This is a genomic window from Nonomuraea sp. NPDC005650 (assembly GCF_040605375.1).
Classification (GTDB): Bacteria; Actinomycetota; Actinomycetes; order Streptosporangiales; family Streptosporangiaceae; genus Nonomuraea.
In genome coordinates this window covers 29,711-48,220 of the sequence record NZ_JBEXCR010000049.1, presented here as the reverse complement: position 1 = coordinate 48,220, position 18,510 = coordinate 29,711, and the positions used below count along the sequence as shown (strand labels likewise).

The following is an 18,510-nucleotide window of genomic DNA, read 5'->3' as shown; positions in this document are numbered from 1 at the left end:
TGAAGTTCTACTCGGGGGGCGTCAAATCTCCCCCACAGCGCTGTCGACGTCGGCATACACCTTGATCCGGCGGTCGAGCCCCGTGGTGCGGAGAATGCGCGCGACGGGCGCCTGGGGCGCCGCCAGGGACACGCCGCCACCCTCCCCCGTCGCCAGCCGCCAGGCCTCGATCAGCACCGACAGGCCACTGGAGTCCATGAACGACAGCTGCTGCAGGTCGAGCACCAGCCTGGCGCTGTCCTGCTTGATCGCGTCACGCACCTCGTCGCGCAGGAACGGTGCGGTGAACAGATCGAGCTCTCCCTCAACGGCCACCACCACGGCATCGCCAAGGGCGTGTCGCGCAAGCCGCAGCTTCATTTGGCCCCTCCTCGATGAGCCACTGTACTTCGACATCCCCGGGTCCCGGGCATGCACAAACTACGAAGAGGCGGGCGCGAGGCGGATAAATGCACTCACACCGCAGGGATCGCGAATCCGTATGGAAGCTCCAAGCGGTGCTCGGCCAGCAGTTCCGCGTCGGAGAGCAGCTCACGCGTGGTGCCGTCGGCGGCGATGACGCCGCCGGAAAGGATCAGCGAACGTTCGCACAATTCCAGCGCGTACGGCAGGTCGTGCGTGACCATGAGCACCGTCACGTCGAGCGAGCGCAGGATCTCGGCCAGCTCCCTGCGCGCGGCCGGGTCGAGGTTGGACGAGGGCTCGTCGAGCACCAGGATCTCCGGCGCCATCGCCAGCACGGTCGCCACCGCCACCCGGCGCCGCTGGCCGAAGGACAGGTGGTGCGGCGGCCGGTCGATGGCCGCCAGCATGCCGACCCGCTCCAGCGCGTCCTTGACCACGCGGTCGAGGTCCTCGCCCCGCAGGCCCGCGTTGGCCGGGCCGAAGGCGACGTCGTCGCGGACCGTGGGCATGAAGAGCTGGTCGTCCGGGTCCTGGAAGACCAGGCCGACGCGCTGCCTGACCTCTTTGAGCGTGTCTTTGCGCACCGGCGTGCCGCCGATGGTGACGCTCCCGTGACCCGGGGTGAGAATCCCGTTGAGATGCATGACGAGGGTGGTCTTGCCGGCGCCGTTCGGGCCGAGCAGGGCCACGCGCTCGCCGCGGGCGATCGACAGGTCCACGCCGAACAGCGCCTGCGTGCCGTCGGGATAGGCGTAGGCGAGCTGCCTGACGTCGAGAGAGTTCACCACGAGAGTCCCCATATTGCGAGGGCCGCGGCCGGGAGGGCCAGCGCGATGCCCCATTGACGTACAGATGCCGAAATATCTTGGATTATCGGCATTTGGCCGGTGTATCCCCGGCTGAGCATGGCCAGATGCACGCGCTCGCCCCGCTCGTACGAACGGATGAACAGCGCCCCCGCGGACCGGGCGATCACGGGGATGTGCCGGAGATCACGCGCCACGAACCCGCGTGACTCCCTGGCCACCCACATCCGCCGCATCTCGTCCATGATCACGTCCATGTACCTCAGCATGAACATGGCGATCTGCACCAGCAGGGCCGGCAGCCGCAGCCGCTGCGCGCCGATCAGGATCACCCGCGGCTCGGTGGTGGCCGCGAGCAGGATGGAGGCGATCACGCCGAGCGTGGCCTTGGCCAGGATGTTCCAGGCCGCCCAGAGGCCGGGGACGCTCAGCGAGACGCCCAGGACCGTGGTCCGCTCCCCCAGCCCGATGACCGGGATGAGGAAGGCGAACAGCACGAAGGGCACCTCGATCACCATGCGCCGCAGCACGTACGTCACCGGCACCCTCGCGGCCACGGCCACGACCCCCAGGAGGGCGGCATAGACCGCGAACGCCCAGAACCGCTCCCTGGGCGTGGCCACCACGACGATCGCGAAGGCGAAGACGGCCAGCAGCTTGCACTGCGGCGGCAGCCGGTGCACGACCGAGTCGCCCGGCAGGTAGAGCTGGTGATGGTGCCCCGCGCCCACGCGTCACACCCTGGTCGCGGCGCGCCCGCGGGCGGCGTACGCCACGGCCCCGGCGAGGAGCAGCACGAGCCCGACGCCGATGATCCCGGCCACGCCGACCGGGATGCCGCCCACCTCGCCGTAGTCGGCCAGCCCCCACGTCACCAGGTGGTCGCTCGCCTGGCTGAGGAAGCCCTTGTTCTCGGCGACCGCCTCCAGCCCGTCGGGCGAGGACGAGGCGAAGAACGACACGACCCCGGCCAGCACCAGCGTCAGGCCGACCCCGCCGAGCAGGAACGGCTTGAGCCTGCCGGGGGCGGCGGCCGGCTCCGGCTCGCCCACGGTGGTGGTCGCGCCCTCGGCTCCGCGCAGGACCAGCGGCTTGGCCAGGCCGCGGGCGCCGTACACGAGGTCGGGCCGCACGGCCAGCACCGCGCCGACCGTCGCGGCCGTGATCAGCGCCTCGCCGATCCCGATCAGGACGTGCACGCCTCCCATGGCCGCCGCCACCGCGCCCACCTCGATCGGCGCGGTGCCGCCGATCCAGAACAGCAGCGTGAACGCCAGCGCGGAGGCGGGCACGGAGACCAGCGCCGCCAGGAACGCCGCCACCGTCACGCGCCCCCTGGACAGCCCCGCGATCAGCCGGAAGACGCCCCAGCCGACCAGCACGGTGACGATGCCCATGATCGTGATGTTGATGCCGAGCGCGGTCAGCCCGCCGTCGGCGAAGAACACGCCCTGCACGAGGAGGACCACGGCCATACACAGCACGCCTGTGTACGGCCCGACGAGTATCGCGGCCAGCGCACCGCCCAGCAGGTGGCCGCTGGTGCCGGCGGCGACGGGGAAGTTCAGCATCTGGACGGCGAAGATGAAGGCCGCGACGAGCCCGGCCATTGGAGCGGTCCGATCATCGAGCTCGCGCCGCGCCCCCCGTAGGCAGACGGCCAATCCGGCCGCGGCGACGACTCCGGCCGAGACGGATGTCGCCGCGTTGAAGAAGCCATCTGGTACGTGCACAGCACACCTCCTGCAAGAGCAAACGGTCCTACTTTAGGACATCGCCTTGCACCTGCATATAGGTGGCAATTAGCGCATGATCCTTCGGATGATCGTCCGCGCCGTGAGCCGCCGCACGACGGTGCTCAGCCGCCCCTTCCCCGACGTGGCGTACGGACGCACGCTCCGCAGCAGCGCCGCGCCCCACCACCGCCGCGGCGCCGCCACCGTCTCGGCGTCGGTCTCGATCCTGAACCGCGCGGGCGGCCCGCCCAGATCCAGCTCCAGGTACGCGTCCCAGGTGCCGGGCGGCAGCCAGCCGACCCCGAGCCTGGCCACGAAACCGCCGCTCGGCAGCGCCACGACGCGCTCGAACCGCTCCCGCCCGCTGCGCCGCTCGCGCCAGACGACCCGCTTGACCGCCGAGCCCGCGGGAGCGGCGCCCGCGACGCTGACCTCGCCGTCGATGAGCAGCCGGTGCCCCAGCGCCCACCGCGTCCTGAGGAGCCGCACCGTGCCGGGCACCCCGACGACGTGGCCGCCGACGTCGATGCTGAGGTTGCCGTTGTCCCTGGTGAAGTACGGCAGGGCCACGACGGCGCCGATCAGCCGGGGCGGCGGGCGGTTGACGCCGCTGTCGCGTTCGGCCCCGAGCCGGCCGAGCCGCACCACGCCTTCGATCTCGACCGCCACCCGCAGGTCCCAGATCCCCGAACCGAGCGCGGACACGTCCACCCGCGCGGTGAACTCGCCCCCCTTGCGCTCGGCCGGGACCACCACCTCGACGGCCGGTTCGTTGCGCGCGCGCAGCACCACGGCCAGGCCGTCGTCCGCGCTGATGCCGTCGAGCCCGGCAGAGCCCCGCACCACGAGGTCGTCGCCGTCCCAGCACAGCCCGGTCAGCCTGCGCCGCACGGCGGCGTTCTCGATGCGCGCCAGGCGCACGAGGCGGTCGATGTCGTCGAGCGCGGTCACCCGCTGCCTGTCGACGCTGTTGAGCAGTTCGTGCACGCCGGGGGTGTACCACTCGTCGCAGAGGGCGGCCACCTCCCGCGCGATGTCCTTGCGCCGCACGTCGTCGCTGTCCAGGAACACCGCCCCGAGCTGCGCGAACGCGTCCAGCCTGAAGTGCCTGCGCAGCAGGTGGTCGCGGAGCGGGCCCGGCTCGACGTGCTCGGCCATGAGCCGGATCGGCGCCCTGATCATGGCCAGCCACGCGAGCGGGTCTCTACTGCCGCGCTGCTGCATGATGCTGGAGCCGTCAGGTCTGGATACGAGGTGGTAGCAGTCGTAGTCGGCCACCACGGAGATGGTCCCGGCGTGGCAGTAGGCGTGGACGGTGAAGAGGATGTCCTCGCCGACGAGCATGCCCTCGCCGAACCTGATGCGGTGGCGCTCCAGCAGGTCCCTCCTGAACAGCTTGAAGCAGCACAGGCTGTTGTAGACGTTGCTGTCGCCGAGGGTCACCCGGGCGGCGCTCTGCTGGAACATCGACACCGGCGCCCGCCTGCCGTGGCCCACGATCTTGCCGAGGACGATGTCGGAGCCGTTCTTGTCGGCCATGGCGACCATGCGCTCCAGCGCCTCGGGGCCGAGGTAGTCGTCGGCGTCGCAGAAGAACACGTAACGGCCCGAGGCGTGCTCGATGCCGATGTTGCGCGGCCGGCCCGCGCCGCCGCCGCCGTCGACGTGGACGACCTTGACGCTGGCCTTGTGATAGGCGGCGTAGAGGTCGAGGAGCTCGGCGCTGCCGTCCGTGGAGCCGTCGTCGACGACGACGATCTCCTTCTTGACGCGCTGCACGAGCACGGAGGTGAGGCACCTGTCGAGGTAGGCCCGGCAGTTGTGTGCGGGGATGACGACGCTGACATCGACCGCGTCGTCACCGTTCCCCGTTGCAGACATCGCCACCACCGCCACCACTTCAGAGAGTCACGTTGTGCTGCCGTCTCGCTTCAGTATGTGACGAGCCCCGGCCCCTGCGAGGGCCGATCGTATGTCTTCACCCCGTTCATTTGCAGCCAACGGAGATTTACGGCATTCCGCTAATAGCCCCTGGCAGTACCACATTTATCCTGGACCGAATGAGTTTCAGGAATGAGGTTTTCCTACCGAGGAATAGAAACCTCTCCGCCAGGAGCATTTGGCTAACCCCGGCCGCCCCCCGGTGATCCGCTCGACGGGCTTGCGCGTCTACAGTTAGGCAACCTTGACCGGGAGGTGGCGGTAAATGGCATCGGATCTCCGCAGGCGGGCGTCGGACGACTCGCCCGTGCACTCTGCCGAGTTCATCGTCTCCGCGGCTCGCTTGGAAGAGCTGCATCAGTGCTCCGCCGTGCTTCGCCGTACGAGGTTGCGGGCCGAGGAGATCGTGGACGAGGCACGGACCCTGCTGGCGGAGGCCGAGCAGCGCGGCGACGCCGACCGCGTGCTGGAGTTGCGCGCCCAGTTGGAACATACGCGCGGGCTGTACCGCAAGGTGCTCGACGCGTACGTGACGATCTGTCGCAAGATCGCCGAGGAGCGTCAGGCCATCCTGCAGGAGCAGCTGGGGTTGTCAGGTGTGGCCTGACGGCGCTAGTGTCAGGTCATGCCTGACGACTGGAAGGACAAGATCCGCTGCTCTTTCTGCCACAAGAAGAGCGCGGAGGTGAGCAAGATGATTGCCGGTCCCGGTGTGCACATTTGCGACCAATGCATCGAACTGTGCAATGAAATCCTCACGCAGGAGCGCCTCGCCACCTCTACCGAGCCCCGGCTCCCGATGTGGGAGTCCATGACAGAGGACCAAATACTCGACCATCTCCCGAAAATCGCCGCCGTACAGGCTCAGGTGGACGACAACCTGCGCGACTGGGTGGCACACCTTCGCGGCAGGGACGTCAGCTGGGAACGCATCGGCGCCTCGCTCGGCATGACGCGGCAATCCGCATGGGAACGGTTCAGGAGCGAGACCTGAAATGTGAACCGTTGTGACATGTGGGGCGTCCTATGGTCAGGGAGGCCCGACATGCGCGTCCTACACGGTCTCACGGCGCCCGATCTGGAGGAGCTCCAACTGGAGCTGGCCCTGATCCTGGCGCTGCACGAAGAGGCGGAAGAGTTGACCGCCTGATGAGCGGGCTCCAGCTCCCCCACCGGGGGAGCTGGAGCAGGGGGACGGATCGGCACTCCGTAGGATTGCTGGTCATGCTGCGCTGCGCCGTGCTTGACGACTACCAGGGAGTGGCTCTCGGCCTGGCCGACTGGTCGAGGGTGCGGGCGACCGGCTTCCGCGACCACTTCGCCACCCAGGACGACCTCGTGGCCGCCCTCCACGACTACGAGATCGTGGTCATCATGCGGGAGCGCACGCCGTTCCCGGCCGAGGTGTTCGACCGGCTGCCGAACCTGCGGCTGCTCATCACCTCGGGCATGCGCAACGCCGCCGTCGACCTGGCCGCCGCGCGGGCGCACGGCGTGACGGTCTGCGGCACGGCCAGCGGCTCGACCGCGCCGGTGGAGCTGACCTGGGCCCTGATCCTCGGCCTCGCCCGCCACCTGCTGCCCGAGGCGGCGGCCCTGCGCGCGGGCGGCCCCTGGCAGGCCACCGTCGGCACGGACCTGCACGGCCGCACGCTCGGGCTGCTCGGGCTCGGCAAGATCGGGTCCCGGATGGCGGCGATCGGCCGGGCGTTCGGCATGGACGTCGTGGCGTGGAGCCAGAACCTCACCGAGGAGCGCACGGACGCGCTCGGCGTGCGGCTCGCCCCCGGGAAGGACGCGCTGCTGTCCGAGTCCGACGTCGTCTCCGTCCACCTCGTGCTGAGCGACCGCACGCGGGGGCTGATCGGCGAGCGCGAGCTGTCGCTGATGCGGCCGTCCGCGTACCTGGTCAACACCTCGCGGGCGGCGATCGTCGACCAGGAGGCGCTGGTGGCGGCCCTGCGGGCGGGGCGCATCGCGGGGGCCGGGCTGGACGTGTTCGAGACGGAGCCGCTGCCCGCCGGCCACGCGTTGCGCACGCTGCCCAACGTGCTGGCCACGCCGCATCTGGGGTACGTGACGGAGCTGAACTACGGCACGTACTTCCGCGAGGCCGTCGAGGACATCGACGCCTTCCTGGCCGGCGCCCCGATCAGGGCCCTCTAGCCGTCAGTCGGCCCGGCTCCTGGCGCGGAAGGCGGCCGTCTTGACGCGGTTCTGGCAGGCCGTGGAGCAGAACCTCCGGGTGCCGTTGCGCGAGACGTCCACGTAGACCCGGTCGCAGTGCGGCGCCGTGCAGACCCCGAGGCGGTCGCTGAACTCGCTGCCCAGCACGATCGCGAGCCCCGTCGCGCAGCTCGCCGCCCACTCGCCCGCCAGCGTGCCGCCGGGGCCGTGGAAGTGCAGGTGCCACGGCTCGCCGTCGTGCCGCTCCAGCATCGGCCTGGCGTGGCTCTCCTCCAGCAGCGCGTTCACCTCGGTGGCCGCGGCGTCGATGTCGCCGGCGGCCACGGCGGCGAAGACCGTGCGCAGGCGGGCGGCCACCTCTGCCAGCTCGGCGCCCTCCGCGTCGGAGACCTCGCGGTGATCCGGATAGACCGTACGCAGGCTCTCGGCGGCCGCGGCACCGGCGCTGCCCGGCGCCGGATAGGCCCGTCCCCGCTGCTCGCCGGGGGTCAGCGCGTTGACGATAGCCACCGTGGTCCTGACCACGCCATCCGTGTGACTGTTGTAATCCAATTGACCGGTTACACCTTCGTGTTTTAGGTTGTGACTGCCCAAAGCATAAACGACAGTCACAAGGAGACGTACGTGCTCACTCACGATGCCGCATTGGAGTGGATCGCGCGTTGGGACCGCCAGCAGGAGGGCTACCTGCCCGACCGCGAGGAGCGTTTCACCGCCTTGATCGACGCCGTGGAGGCGCTGGGCCGGCCCGACCCGGTGGTGATCGACCTGGGCTGCGGCCCCGGATCCCTGTCGGCGCGGCTGCTCGACCGCCTGCCCGAGGCGCGGGTGATCTCGGTGGACGCCGACCCGCTGCTGCTCGGGCTCGGGCGGGCGGCGTACCCGGGGCTCACGTTCGTCGCGGCGGACCTGCGTACCGGGGGCTGGACGGAACTGCTCGGGCTGGACGGGCCCGCCGACGCCGCGATCAGCACGACGGCGCTGCACTGGATCTCCGCCGAGGACCTCAAGGGGGTGTACGGCGAGGTGGCGAGCGTGCTGCGCCCCGGCGGCCTGCTGCTCAACGGCGACCACCTGGACAGCGACGACGCCGCCCCGACCCTCGCCCACCTTGAGCGCGCCGTCCACGACAGGGAGACGGAGCGGACGTTCGGCGCGAACCCGCCGGAGGACTGGCGGGCCTGGTGGGACGCCGTCGCGGCGGACCCGGCCTTCGCCGAACTCAGCGAGGCGCGCCGGACCACGGCCGGGGCCACGCACCACGGCTCGGAGTCGCACCTCCTGTCGCATCACGTCAAGGCGCTCAAAGAGGCCGGCTTCTCAGAGATCGGCACGCTCTGGCAGCGGGGGAACAACCGCTTGCTGTGCGCCGTGCGCGGTTGACCTCTGTACGACTAACCAAGCGCTTGCTACGCTCCGCCCATGATGTCCACGGTTGTCTGGGGCACGGGCAACGTCGGCCGCGCGGCCATTCGCGCGGTCGAAGCCCATCCGGGGCTGAAGCTCACAGCCGTACTCGTCCACGATCGGGACAAGGTCGGCAAAGACGCCGGCGACCTCGGCGGGCTCGATCACGAGCTCGGGGTCGCGGCCACCGACGACGTCGAAGGAGTCCTGGGCGCGAGCCCTCGCGCGGTGGTCTACGCGGCCTCCGGCGACCTGCGCCCCCAGGAGGCCCTCGCCGACGTCACGAGGGCCGTCCGAGCCGGGGCCGTCGTCGTCACCCCCTCCCTCTACGCGCTCTACGACCAGCGCAACGCCCCGCCCGAGCTGCGCGAGCCGGTGCTGGCCGCGATCGGCGAGGGCGGCGGCTCGCTGTTCGTCTCCGGGATCGACCCCGGCTGGGGCAACGACGTGCTGCCGTTGCTGATCAGCGGACTCGGCTCCACGATCGACGCGATCCGCTGCCAGGAGATCTTCGACTACTCCACGTACGACCAGCCCGACTCCGTCCGATACCTGGTCGGCATGGGCCAGCCGATGGACTACGAACCGCCCATGATCGCGCCGACGGTCCCGACCATGGTGTGGGGCGGTCAGGTCCGGCTGATGGCCAGGGCGCTCGACGTCGAGCTCGACGAGATCCGCGAGACCCGGGACCGGCGCGCGCTCGACGCCACGGTGGGCGAGTTCGAGGCGGGGACGCAGGGCGCGGTGCGGTTCGAGGTGCAGGGCGTCGTCGAGGGCGAGCCCCGCATCGTCGTCGAGCACGTCACCCGCATCCACTCCTCCTGCGCGCCCGACTGGCCGACGGCGCCGAACGGCGTGGGCGCGCACCGCGTGATCATCGAGGGCCGGCCGCGCATCGAGGTCACGGTGGAGGCCACCGACGAGGGCGGCAACCTGTCCGCCGGGGGGAACGCCACCGCGGTCGCCCGGCTGGTGGGCGCCATCGACTGGCTCGTGGAGGCCGGACCCGGCCTGTACGACGCGCTCGACGTCCCGCTGCGACCCGGCAGACTCGGAGGCAACCGACCGTGAACATCGACATCCCCGATGGCAAGGACCCGATCGCGTACGTGTGGGGCGAGATGGTCCCCGGCATCGGGATCGCCGCCTCGAAGTTCTCGATGTCGGTCTACACCCACACGACGCTCGGACTGCGCGAGTTCGAGGCCGCGCGGCTGCGGATCGCGCAGATCAACGGGTGCGCCTTCTGCCTCGACTGGCGTACGGAGCGGGACGGGCAGAAGGTCGAGGACACGTTCGCCGAAGCCGTCATGGAGTGGCGCACGACCGGCGCGTTCGACGACCGCACCCGCCTGGCCGCCGAGTACGCCGAGCGGTACGCCCTGGACCACCACGGCCTGGACGAGGAGTTCTGGACCCGGATGGCGGCGCATTACAGCCAGCTCGAAATCGTGGAGCTGAGCATGTGCCTCGGCTCGTGGCTGGCATTCGGCCGCCTCAACCACGTACTCGGCCTCGACACCGCGTGCACGCTGACCGGCGGCTCATCACCCGCCCCCGGAAGATGAGAACCATGAAGTGAGGTACCGCATGAGCAGCATCGGAAAGACCTCCTCCCCCGACATCTCCCGCCGCGGCTTCCTCGTCGGCACCGGAACCATCCTGGGCGCGGCGGCCCTCGGCCGCCCGGCCGCCGCCGCTGCCGGCCCCATCTCCGACGGGGCACGCGTACCGGTCCTGGTCGTCGGAACCGGGTACGGCGGCTCCGTGGCCGCCCTGCGCCTGGCCCAGGCAGGCGTCGACGTGCACATGATCGAGATGGGCATGGCCTGGGACACGCCCGGCTCCGACGGCAAGATCTTCTGCAACACGCTCCAGCCGGACAACCGCTCCTACTGGCTCCGCACCCGGACGAAAGCCCCGCTCAACTACTTCCTCGGCTTCCCCATCGACCGGGACATCTCCCGCTACACCGGCGTCCTGGACGCCGAGGAGTTCAGCGGCATCACGGTCTACCAGGGCCGCGGCGTCGGCGGCGGCTCGCTGGTGAACGGCGGCATGGCCGTCACCCCCAAGCGCGAGAACTTCGCCGCCATCCTGCCCTCGGTGAACCCCGCCGAGATGTACGACACCTACTACCCCCGCGCGAACGCCGGCCTCGGAGTCGGCCTCGTGGACCCGGCCTGGTTCGACACCACCGACTGCTACCAGTACGCCCGGGTGGGCCGCAAGCACGCCCAGCGCTCCGGCTTCCCGTTCACCTTCGTGCCGGACGTGTACGACTGGGACTACATGGAGCAGGAAGCGGCCGGAACGGTCACCAAGTCGGCCCTGGCCGGCGAGATCCTCTACGGCAACAACTACGGCAAGAAGTCCCTGCAGAAGACGTATCTCGCCCAGGCCAAGGCCACCGGCAGGGTCACCATCTCCCCCTTGCACAGGGTGACCTCGGTCGCGCCCGCCTCCGGCGGCGCCTACACGGTGACCATCGAGCAGCTGAACACCGGCGGCGACACCACGGCCACCAAGACCGTGACCGCGGACCGGGTGTTCTTCGCGGCCGGCAGCGTGGGCACCAGCAAGTTACTGGTCAAGCTGAAGGCCACCGGCGCGCTGCCCAACCTGAACGGCGAGGTCGGCAAGGGCTGGGGCGACAACGGCAACGTCATGTGCGGCCGCGCGAACCACCTCTGGGACCCGACCGGGTCGCTCCAGTCGTCCATCCCGTGCTGCGGCATCGACAACTGGGCCGCGGGCGGCGCCTTCGCGGAAATCGCCCCGCTTCCCACCGGGATCGAGACCTTCGCGTCGTTCTATCTCTCCATCACCAAGAACCCGAACCGGGCCCAGTTCGCCTGGAACGCCGCGACAGGAAAGGTCGACCTGAACTGGCAAACGGCCTGGAAACAACCGTCCATCGACATGGCCAAGACCATTTTCGACAAAATAAACGCGAAAGAGGGGACGATTTACCGCACCGACTTGTTCGGCGTCTACAAGATCTGGGGCGACCATCTGACGTACCACCCGCTCGGGGGCGCCGTCCTGAACAAGGCGACCGACAATTACGGGCGGCTGGCCGCCTACCCCGGGCTGTACGTCATCGACGGGGCGCTGATCCCGGGCAACACCAGCGTGAACCCGTTCGTCACCATCACGGCCCTGGCCGAGCGGAACATCGAGAAAATCATCGCCACCGACCTGTGAAAGATTTGAGGCCCGCATCTCTGCGGGCCTCAATCTGGGCGTCGTGTCATCGCTTGGATCAATGATGACGTCGGTTACCCGTGATCGTCAAGCAAGCCCCAAGGCAGGGCATAGAAACAGCAGCCTTTTACGACGATATTTTCCCTTATATCACCACCTCCGGAGCCTATGGTGGAATGAAAGCCGAATCGGCTCCGCGGAGGAGGCTGCGATGAGAGAGCACTTCGTCTGGGTGACGACGCGCCGCATCAGGCCGGGCGCGTTGGAGGAGTTCGAAAGGGCCTGGCGTCCTGACCCGTACCCGGAGGGCCTGCGCCACGCCTACGCGTACTGGTCCGAGGACGGGCAGGAGATCACCGGGGTGTCGTTCTGGGACTCGAAGGAGGCGTGCGACTCCTGGCGGAACTCCGAGGCCGAGAACCGCCGGCGCGAGATCATGAGCCCTTACGTCCTCGACGAGCGCGAAGGCTTCTACCAGGGCCGCGAACTCGGCGTCCCCGTACGGTGAGCCACCGGCCCGCCGGCCGCGTCCGGCGGGCCGGGTCCGGCCGGCCAGGTCAACAGGAACTCAACGGATCCTCAACCGGCGTGCGCCATCGTCCTGTGCATGAACAAGAAGATCCTCCTGGCGCCGGCCACGCTCATCAGCGGCCTGCTCATCATGGCCGCGGCCCCCGACGCGCCCGCGGCGAACGCGGCTGTCAACCCGAGAACGCACTACAGCCTGTCCTACGGGCGGGGCGAGTACACCCTCAAGGGCAACATCATCTGGTACAACCGCACGGTGCAGCTCGGCGCCTCGCTCAAGGCGAACGAGGACAACTGCGCCAAGGCCCGGTACAAGTTCTGGCACGGTCGCACGCTGGTCGGGCAGGCGGAGCGGGTCGTGTGCTCCCGGACGGGGGGTCACGGCTTCCGGCGGCAGTACGACCGGCGTGGCGGCATCACCGAGGTCACCGTGGACCTGCTCCAGAAGAACAGCGGGCGCTGGACGTACCTGACCGGGACGAGCTGCACCCGCCGCGGCTGCCGTTGAGCCACGACCTGGCTCAGGGGTTCATGCCCGAGTCCAGCCAGTTCTGAAAGGTCGCCACGTTCGCCTCGCCCCACGCGCCGTCGCAGGGCATGGCGCCGGTGATCAGCTTGTCGAGGATCCTCTGGCCGTTGTGCCAGACGTCGTCGTAGCTCCACAGGTCGAAATGGTCGAGCATGGCCTGCCGGTCCATCTCCCGGAAGAGAGGCTTGATGTCGGCGGCGAAGCTGGGCGCGGTTTCCATGCCAGATCTTGTATCCGGATTTCCCGGGATTCACACTCTGATACCGGCCATGACCTGGGCATATGCAGTCAGGACCGCCCAGGGCAGAGCGCGGAGGTCAGCAGCGCCACGGCCGCCTTCTCGGGATCGCCCGAGAACGGGGTCATCGACAGAGCCACCTGCCGCGCCCCGTCGGCCGAGCTGAACGCCACCGTGAGATAGCCGGAAGCGCCCCCGCCATGGCCCAGCGCGCTGCCGCAGGGCAACGGCGCCAGTTCCAGGCCCAGCCCGTACGTCCCCTTGGTCGTGCCGGGGTTCTTCATCTCCTTCAGCAGGGCGGCGGGCAGCAGCCTGCCCTGGAACAGCGCGCGATAGAACCGGTTGAGGTCCTCCGTCGTGGAGATGATCTCACCGGCCGCGCCGGCGATCGTGGGGTCGAACCGGGTGACATCGACCTTGCCTCCCTTGGTGACCTGCTCATAAGCGTGGGTGTGCGGCCCGGGAATCTCCGGCGAGGCGCCCGGCAGGAGGGTGCGCCGCAGGCCGAGCGGCCGCAGGATCCGCTCCCTGATCTCCGTCGCGTACGGTCTGCCGGTGACACTCTCGATCAGCATCCCGAGCACGATGTAGTTGGTGTTGGAGTAGCTGTACCTGGCTCCGGGCCGGAATTCGCGCGGGAGTCTCTCCGACCTTTCGACCAGTTCTCGCGCCGTCCAGGACCGGAAGCGTTCCTTGGGGACGCTCGCCTCGTCGAACAGGCCCGCCGTGTAGTCGGCCAGGCCGCTGGTGTGCTGGAGAAGGTGCCTGACCGTGATGTCGGCCCCCTTGTCCACGAGCCCGGGTAACCACTGCTCCACGCTGTCGGACAGCTCCAGCCTGCCCTCTTTCACGAGCTGGAGCACCACGGTCGCGGTGAACGACTTGGTCACGCTTCCCACCCGGAAACGCCCGTCCGCCGGAGCCGCCTGAGCCCTGCCGAGCCTCGCCCTGCCGCTGGTGCCACGCCAGACCTTGTTCCCGTCGCGTACTTCGACGATCGCCGCGACCGCACCGGCATCGACGATCTTGTCCAGCAGCGCCTGGTAGTCCGCCCGGCCGCCGGCGTTCGACCCGGCCTCAGCAGGTGCCGCCACCACCGTCGACGTGACCAGACCCGCCGCGACGGCCACACTGACACACTTCCGCTTCACGTTGCTCCTCCTCCCGGAGCCCGCCTCTCGGCCTCCGCCACATCAAGATCGGCCATGGCGGGGCAGTACGGCATCGGAGGAACCACCCACGGCAACCCTGATATCGACCGGCGGCCTCCGCCGCGGGAAGTAGGCCGAATGGCCATCGGCTCCCGAAAATGGATGGACATGGCTGTTAGCGTCCCAGGCATGGGCGTAGTAGACGTTGATCGCTTCGTCGCCGACGGGTTCGTCAAGCTCGAAGCAGCCGCCCCGCGCGAGGTCGGCGACGCCGCCAGGGCGTTGCTGTGGCGGCAGACCGGCCTGTCGCCGCAGGACCCGGCCACCTGGAAGGAGCCCGTGGTGTGGGCCTCGGACCTCACGGGCGAGGGCCCGCTCGGGGAGCTCATCCGGAGCCCCCGCCTCGCCGGGGCGCTCGACGAGCTCTGCGGCGCCGGTGGCTGGGGGCCGCGCGGCTCACTCGGCATGGTGCCGATCCGGTTCCCGCGCCTCCCGCCCGCCGACGACCGGGGCTGGCATGTCGATGCCAGTATCGTCCAGCCGGACGGCGGCTATCTGTGCGGCGGGCATCCGCAGACGCTGCTGCTCCTGGTCCTGCTGTCGGAGGTCGGCCCCGACGACGCGCCGACCCGCATCAGGGTCGGTTCACACCGGGACGCGGCCGCGGCGCTGGCGGGGCGCGTGCTGGACCCGTTCGAGGCCGGGCCGATGGTGGACGCGGCCAGCTCGCACCGTCCGACCGCCTACGCGACGGGCCTGCCGGGCGACATCTACCTGGTCCATCCCCTCACCGTCCACGCGGCCGACGAACATCGAGGCGACGAGCCGAGGTTCATGGCCCAGACGCCCGTCTTCCTGACCGAACCGGTGACTCCGGCGGGGAGCAACGCCCTGGCTCAGGCCATCGCGGGCATCCCTTCCCCCTGACCGTCCTGCGGGGCGGCGGTCAGCACGCGTCGCGTGCCTCTCGCGCGCCAGGCGGTCAGCACGGACTCCACGAGTGCCGTCGAAACGCCTGGACTGGTGTCCACCTCGTAGTCGTACGGGCCGAACGTGTGGATGCCGTCGACCTCGACGTGCCCACGCCCTTCCCCGATGCGGCGATCCCCGCGCTCGCGCTCTCGCCGGTCGATCTCCGCAAGATCGCAATGCACCCCGACCAGGAAGACGTCGAGACCTGCCAGCAACTGCGACAGGTCTTCGCGCCAGGCCGGGAATTCGATGATGTGCTCGACGACCAGGTCGTTGCCCGCGCTCGCCAGGGCGGGCAGGCACCGGTGAAAGCCCTTGAAGAAGCGTGGCCGCATCTCGAGCCACCAGGAGAAGGGCCCCTCGCGCTCACGCCGCTCCGGGAGCATGCCGCTGGCCACGAACTGGTCGGAGGAGACGTACATGAACGGCTCGTCGATCGCGCGCTGGAGCGCCTTGGCCAGGGTCGATTTCCCGGAACTGGAGGCCCCGTTGAGGATGATGACGCGTCCTGGGCCTCGACTCGGAGGGGTGGGTTCCATGCTCCCACGATGGCACCCGAACAGGAGTGCTCACCGCAGGTGCGCCGAGACGGCCCCCCGACCTGGCAGCAAGCAGCGTCCCCCGGACCGGCGAGCCATCAGCGCCGACCCAGCCCCCGCAGCACCGGCAGCCCCGTACTGAAATCGAGCACGAGGCGGTCGCCCAGCGGTCGCCCGAGTGTGACGATGGCCGTGGCCGTCTTGAGTATTTTCGGGCATATCTTGCCGAAGCCGGGGCCCTCCTCGTCCACGTCGACCACCACCACCTGGTCCGTCTCATAAGCGCGTGCCCCGCGAACGGTGTCGCAGGCGCCGTATCCGTACCGGAGCACCAGGTCACGTGGCTTGCCGCCGACGACGTCGTACCCCATCACCTCTTCAACCGCCCCCTGCACCCGCTCGGGACGGGCAGCGACCGCCGCGGGATCCACCGCCACGTGAACCTTCTTCTGCTCGACCCCCTCCACGGTGAAGAGCCAGGCGGGCACCCGGACCGCGCCCCGGCTGGTCTCCAGCGGCACCTCGCCCAGCTTCGCGCCGGTCACCCGCAGCGGGCGGCACCCCTTGGCCGGGCACTCCTCCTCGATGAGACCGGCCGGCTCGCTGAACTCCGCGTACGCGCTCGCCGCCGTGATGAGCGGCACCTGCGAGACCTCACCGTCCGGCCACCGCACATCGGCGCGGCGCGGGGACTCCGCGGGCAGCTCGGCGGCCAGCCGCCAGGCCCCGTTGTGCGCGCTCCTGTTCACCCAGGCCGGGACAGAGCCCACGCGGGCCCATCCTCGCGGGTTCAGCACTTCCAGCGCGACGAACCCACCGCGCCAGTCGCGGTCGTCGGCCGAGCCCTGCCACCGCTCCGCCACCTCCCGCGCCCGACTCTCGAACTCATCCGGCGGAACGCCCTGCGACCGGCCGCAGGAGCCCAGAAACAGCACCAGGAACAGCCCCGCGATCACCCTCCACACGAACCCTCCTCCGCCCGGGCTTCACCCGCCCTGTCAGACCACGCGTTGACGTTACCGGCAGAGGTGATCGACCGCGGAGCCCACGAGCCGTGGGTCGACAGCCGGAAACGAGCCGTCACCGAACAGGATCCGCGCCGCGAGGGCACGACCGGCACGCCCGCGCAGCACGGCCACCGCCGCCTCTGCCGCAGCAGGGGCTCGGATACCGGCGAACACGCGGCGCAACACCAGCCGCCCCCGGAACCGGGCCCGCAACGCGCCCCCGTCGTACAGGCTCAACACGCGCTGGTCGCCAGTACGCAGGTACCCGGCCGCGACCGCCGCGGCCAGTTCGGACATGCGTAAGCACGGATCCAGCCCACCGGCCGTCAGCGGCGACACCGCGCCCGCCGCGTCCCCGACGAGCAGCCCCGCGGGGCACGCCAGCCGTCGCAGCACCCCGCCGACCGGGATCGGACCACCTCGCCGCTCGACCGGCCCGGTCGGCGCCGCCCGGCCGGGCGCGTCCGCGGCGAAAGCGTCCAGCAGGTGGCGGACGCCGGTACGCATCGCGTCCGGATACCCCGCGACGCCGACATGCGCGTGCCTGCCGTCGTCGATGACCCACCCCAGGTACCCCGGAGCGACCCGAGGGTCCAGCACGCAGTGGAACGCCGGGGTGGTCGTGCCCGATGCGATCGGATGGACGATCTCGGCGCCGACCAGGAACCGCCGGTTGACGTCCAGGCCGAGATCACGCGCCACCCGGGAGCGGGCGCCGTCCGCGCCGACGATGAACCGGGCCGTCACCGGCTCCGCGCCCTCGAACCGTACGAGTCCCGTCGACGCGTCGACATACCGTACGCCCAGGAGGACCCGAGCCCCGGCCGCCTCCGCCGCACGGCGCGCGTGTTCGTAGACGGCCGACATGTCAGCCACGCGGTACTCGTCCCGCTCACTGGTCAGGCGGATCGGCGCCCGCCGCGACGGCGGATAAAGCAGTACGTCCCGGACACCGGGCCCGAGCAGCTGGTCCGGCAGGTCGAAGTCGTCAAGGGTACGACGCACGAAGATCCCGGTCGTACGGATGCCCGTCGACAGCGACCTGCGCCGGTCGACCACCATCACGTCCAACCCTCGCAGCGCGAGCAGGCGGGCCGTGCGCAGGCCGGCCAGGCCCGCACCCACGACCAGTACGTCCACTGTCCGCATACCCAGCGACGGTACGGGCGGCGCCCCACCCGCGGGACCATCTGCACGCGACCCGCCCAGTACCTCTACACCGCCGCCACACTCGGCGTCGTCGGATCGCCCCGCTCGACCGCGTCCCAGACCAGCGGCCCGCCGTCGCCTGAGTCAACGGCGGTGATCGAACCGCCACGCGACTATCCTCCAGCACGTGACAGCGCTCACCACCCTGGCTCTCTTCGGTGCGACAGGCGAGCTTGGCCCCCTACGCTGCGGCGCATCGATGAACGACATCGTCAAGACTCTCGGCCGGCCATGGGACCTCGGCCGCATCAGCAAGCGCAAGAGGTGGCCACACCTGTTCTCTTACGGACACGTCGAGCTGTGCGTCTGCCGCTGCCGCACGGTGACGGGCATCAGCGTTCAAGCACGCCACGACTCCATCGAGCTTCCCACCCGAGGAACCTTTCCTGCTCGCCTGACCTACGGGCAGATCACGGAAGCCTTGAACGAGGCCGGCTGCCGCTGGCAGTCCGAACCGAAGGACGCGCCCGGCAGCCTTGAACTGCGCACCCAACCAGCAGGTGTCAGCTTCGTGTTCCGAACCGCCGAGAGTTCCACGCCTCTCCTGGAACAGGCCGGCGTCTGGATCAATGCCCATGACTGCGTTCCTCCGCCGCCCGGACTTCCCGACGACGGCTTGGGCATGTGACGAGCAGCGCGGTCACC

The 18,510-nt window shown here is 69.9% G+C and carries 22 protein-coding genes; 11 read left to right on the top strand and 11 right to left on the bottom strand.

What is annotated here, in order from left to right:
* Positions 1–21 precede the first annotated feature (21 nt).
* From ABZS69_RS54205 to ABZS69_RS54185, 5 genes are all read right to left on the bottom strand, one after another.
* A complete protein-coding gene (locus ABZS69_RS54205) occupies positions 22–360 on the bottom strand; it encodes an STAS domain-containing protein (RefSeq protein WP_185070501.1) in 339 nt (112 codons plus the stop codon).
* 95 nt (positions 361–455) lie between these two features.
* Positions 456–1,205: an ABC transporter ATP-binding protein gene (locus tag ABZS69_RS54200; protein WP_355388984.1), complete on the bottom strand. Its 750-nt coding sequence runs from the start codon at positions 1,203–1,205 to the stop codon at positions 456–458.
* Positions 1,187–1,942, bottom strand: a complete 756-nt coding sequence (cbiQ, locus tag ABZS69_RS54195; protein WP_355388982.1) for a cobalt ECF transporter T component CbiQ — start codon at positions 1,940–1,942, stop codon at positions 1,187–1,189. Before cbiQ ends, ABZS69_RS54200 begins: the two co-directional genes overlap by 19 nt.
* Before the next feature lie 3 nt (positions 1,943–1,945).
* A complete protein-coding gene (locus ABZS69_RS54190) occupies positions 1,946–2,944 on the bottom strand; it encodes an energy-coupling factor ABC transporter permease (RefSeq protein WP_355388980.1) in 999 nt (332 codons plus the stop codon).
* Between the two features lie 69 nt (positions 2,945–3,013).
* Positions 3,014–4,828: a glycosyltransferase family 2 protein gene (locus ABZS69_RS54185; RefSeq protein ID WP_355388978.1), complete on the bottom strand. Its 1,815-nt coding sequence runs from the start codon at positions 4,826–4,828 to the stop codon at positions 3,014–3,016.
* 325 nt (positions 4,829–5,153) lie between these two features.
* Between ABZS69_RS54185 and ABZS69_RS54180 the strand changes: the two genes are divergently transcribed.
* From ABZS69_RS54180 to ABZS69_RS54170, 3 genes are all read left to right on the top strand, one after another.
* On the top strand, positions 5,154–5,495 hold the full coding sequence (locus ABZS69_RS54180; RefSeq protein ID WP_355388976.1) for a hypothetical protein: 342 nt from the start codon (positions 5,154–5,156) through the stop codon (positions 5,493–5,495).
* Positions 5,496–5,513: 18 nt separating this feature from the next.
* Entirely contained in the window at positions 5,514–5,882 is a 369-nt protein-coding gene (locus ABZS69_RS54175) for a ClpX C4-type zinc finger protein (protein WP_355388974.1), read from the top strand.
* Positions 5,883–6,112: 230 nt separating this feature from the next.
* Entirely contained in the window at positions 6,113–7,054 is a 942-nt protein-coding gene (locus ABZS69_RS54170) for a D-2-hydroxyacid dehydrogenase family protein (protein WP_355388972.1), read from the top strand.
* Between the two features lie 3 nt (positions 7,055–7,057).
* On the opposite strand, the gene ABZS69_RS54165 is transcribed toward ABZS69_RS54170, so the two are convergent.
* Positions 7,058–7,627 carry a CGNR zinc finger domain-containing protein gene (locus ABZS69_RS54165; protein WP_355388970.1) on the bottom strand — a complete coding sequence of 190 codons (570 nt, stop codon included), beginning with the start codon at positions 7,625–7,627 and terminating at the stop codon, positions 7,058–7,060.
* 72 nt (positions 7,628–7,699) lie between these two features.
* Between ABZS69_RS54165 and ABZS69_RS54160 the strand changes: the two genes are divergently transcribed.
* From ABZS69_RS54160 to ABZS69_RS54135, 6 genes are all read left to right on the top strand, one after another.
* Positions 7,700–8,458 carry a class I SAM-dependent methyltransferase gene (locus tag ABZS69_RS54160; protein ID WP_355388968.1) on the top strand — a complete coding sequence of 253 codons (759 nt, stop codon included), beginning with the start codon at positions 7,700–7,702 and terminating at the stop codon, positions 8,456–8,458.
* Between the two features lie 39 nt (positions 8,459–8,497).
* Positions 8,498–9,556 (top strand): dihydrodipicolinate reductase, encoded by a 1,059-nt coding sequence (locus tag ABZS69_RS54155; protein WP_355388966.1) that lies wholly within the window; start codon positions 8,498–8,500, stop codon positions 9,554–9,556.
* The gene (locus tag ABZS69_RS54150; protein ID WP_355388965.1) at positions 9,553–10,053 is read left to right on the top strand and encodes a carboxymuconolactone decarboxylase family protein; all 501 of its coding nucleotides are present in this window, start codon (positions 9,553–9,555) and stop codon (positions 10,051–10,053) included. The genes ABZS69_RS54155 and ABZS69_RS54150 overlap by 4 nt, the downstream gene beginning before the upstream one ends.
* Before the next feature lie 22 nt (positions 10,054–10,075).
* The gene (locus ABZS69_RS54145) at positions 10,076–11,692 is read left to right on the top strand and encodes a GMC oxidoreductase (protein ID WP_355388963.1); all 1,617 of its coding nucleotides are present in this window, start codon (positions 10,076–10,078) and stop codon (positions 11,690–11,692) included.
* A gap of 211 nt (positions 11,693–11,903) precedes the next feature.
* Positions 11,904–12,200, top strand: coding sequence for an antibiotic biosynthesis monooxygenase (locus ABZS69_RS54140; protein ID WP_355388961.1), 297 nt, complete (start codon positions 11,904–11,906; stop codon positions 12,198–12,200).
* A gap of 99 nt (positions 12,201–12,299) precedes the next feature.
* Complete coding sequence (locus tag ABZS69_RS54135) at positions 12,300–12,728, top strand: hypothetical protein (RefSeq protein ID WP_355388959.1); 429 nt, start codon at positions 12,300–12,302, stop codon at positions 12,726–12,728.
* Positions 12,729–12,741: 13 nt separating this feature from the next.
* Here ABZS69_RS54135 and ABZS69_RS54130 read toward each other — a convergent pair whose 3' ends face one another.
* A complete protein-coding gene (locus ABZS69_RS54130) occupies positions 12,742–12,969 on the bottom strand; it encodes a hypothetical protein (RefSeq protein ID WP_355388957.1) in 228 nt (75 codons plus the stop codon).
* Positions 12,970–13,037: 68 nt separating this feature from the next.
* Complete coding sequence (locus tag ABZS69_RS54125) at positions 13,038–14,138, bottom strand: serine hydrolase domain-containing protein (protein ID WP_355388955.1); 1,101 nt, start codon at positions 14,136–14,138, stop codon at positions 13,038–13,040.
* A gap of 189 nt (positions 14,139–14,327) precedes the next feature.
* Here ABZS69_RS54125 and ABZS69_RS54120 point away from each other — a divergent pair, with 189 nt between their 5' ends.
* Positions 14,328–15,065: a phytanoyl-CoA dioxygenase family protein gene (locus tag ABZS69_RS54120; RefSeq protein ID WP_355388953.1), complete on the top strand. Its 738-nt coding sequence runs from the start codon at positions 14,328–14,330 to the stop codon at positions 15,063–15,065.
* Here the strand turns inward: ABZS69_RS54120 and ABZS69_RS54115 are convergent.
* From ABZS69_RS54115 to ABZS69_RS54105, 3 genes are all read right to left on the bottom strand, one after another.
* Positions 15,035–15,649, bottom strand: coding sequence for an AAA family ATPase (locus ABZS69_RS54115; RefSeq protein WP_355388951.1), 615 nt, complete (start codon positions 15,647–15,649; stop codon positions 15,035–15,037). The genes ABZS69_RS54120 and ABZS69_RS54115 overlap by 31 nt on opposite strands.
* 98 nt (positions 15,650–15,747) lie before the next feature.
* Positions 15,748–16,614: a hypothetical protein gene (locus ABZS69_RS54110; RefSeq protein WP_355388949.1), complete on the bottom strand. Its 867-nt coding sequence runs from the start codon at positions 16,612–16,614 to the stop codon at positions 15,748–15,750.
* Positions 16,615–16,665: 51 nt separating this feature from the next.
* A complete protein-coding gene (locus ABZS69_RS54105) occupies positions 16,666–17,805 on the bottom strand; it encodes an NAD(P)/FAD-dependent oxidoreductase (RefSeq protein ID WP_355388947.1) in 1,140 nt (379 codons plus the stop codon).
* Positions 17,806–17,992: 187 nt separating this feature from the next.
* On the opposite strand from ABZS69_RS54105, the gene ABZS69_RS54100 reads away from it, so the two are divergent.
* Positions 17,993–18,493, top strand: coding sequence for a hypothetical protein (locus ABZS69_RS54100; protein WP_355388945.1), 501 nt, complete (start codon positions 17,993–17,995; stop codon positions 18,491–18,493).
* The last annotated feature ends 17 nt before the right edge of the window (positions 18,494–18,510 follow it).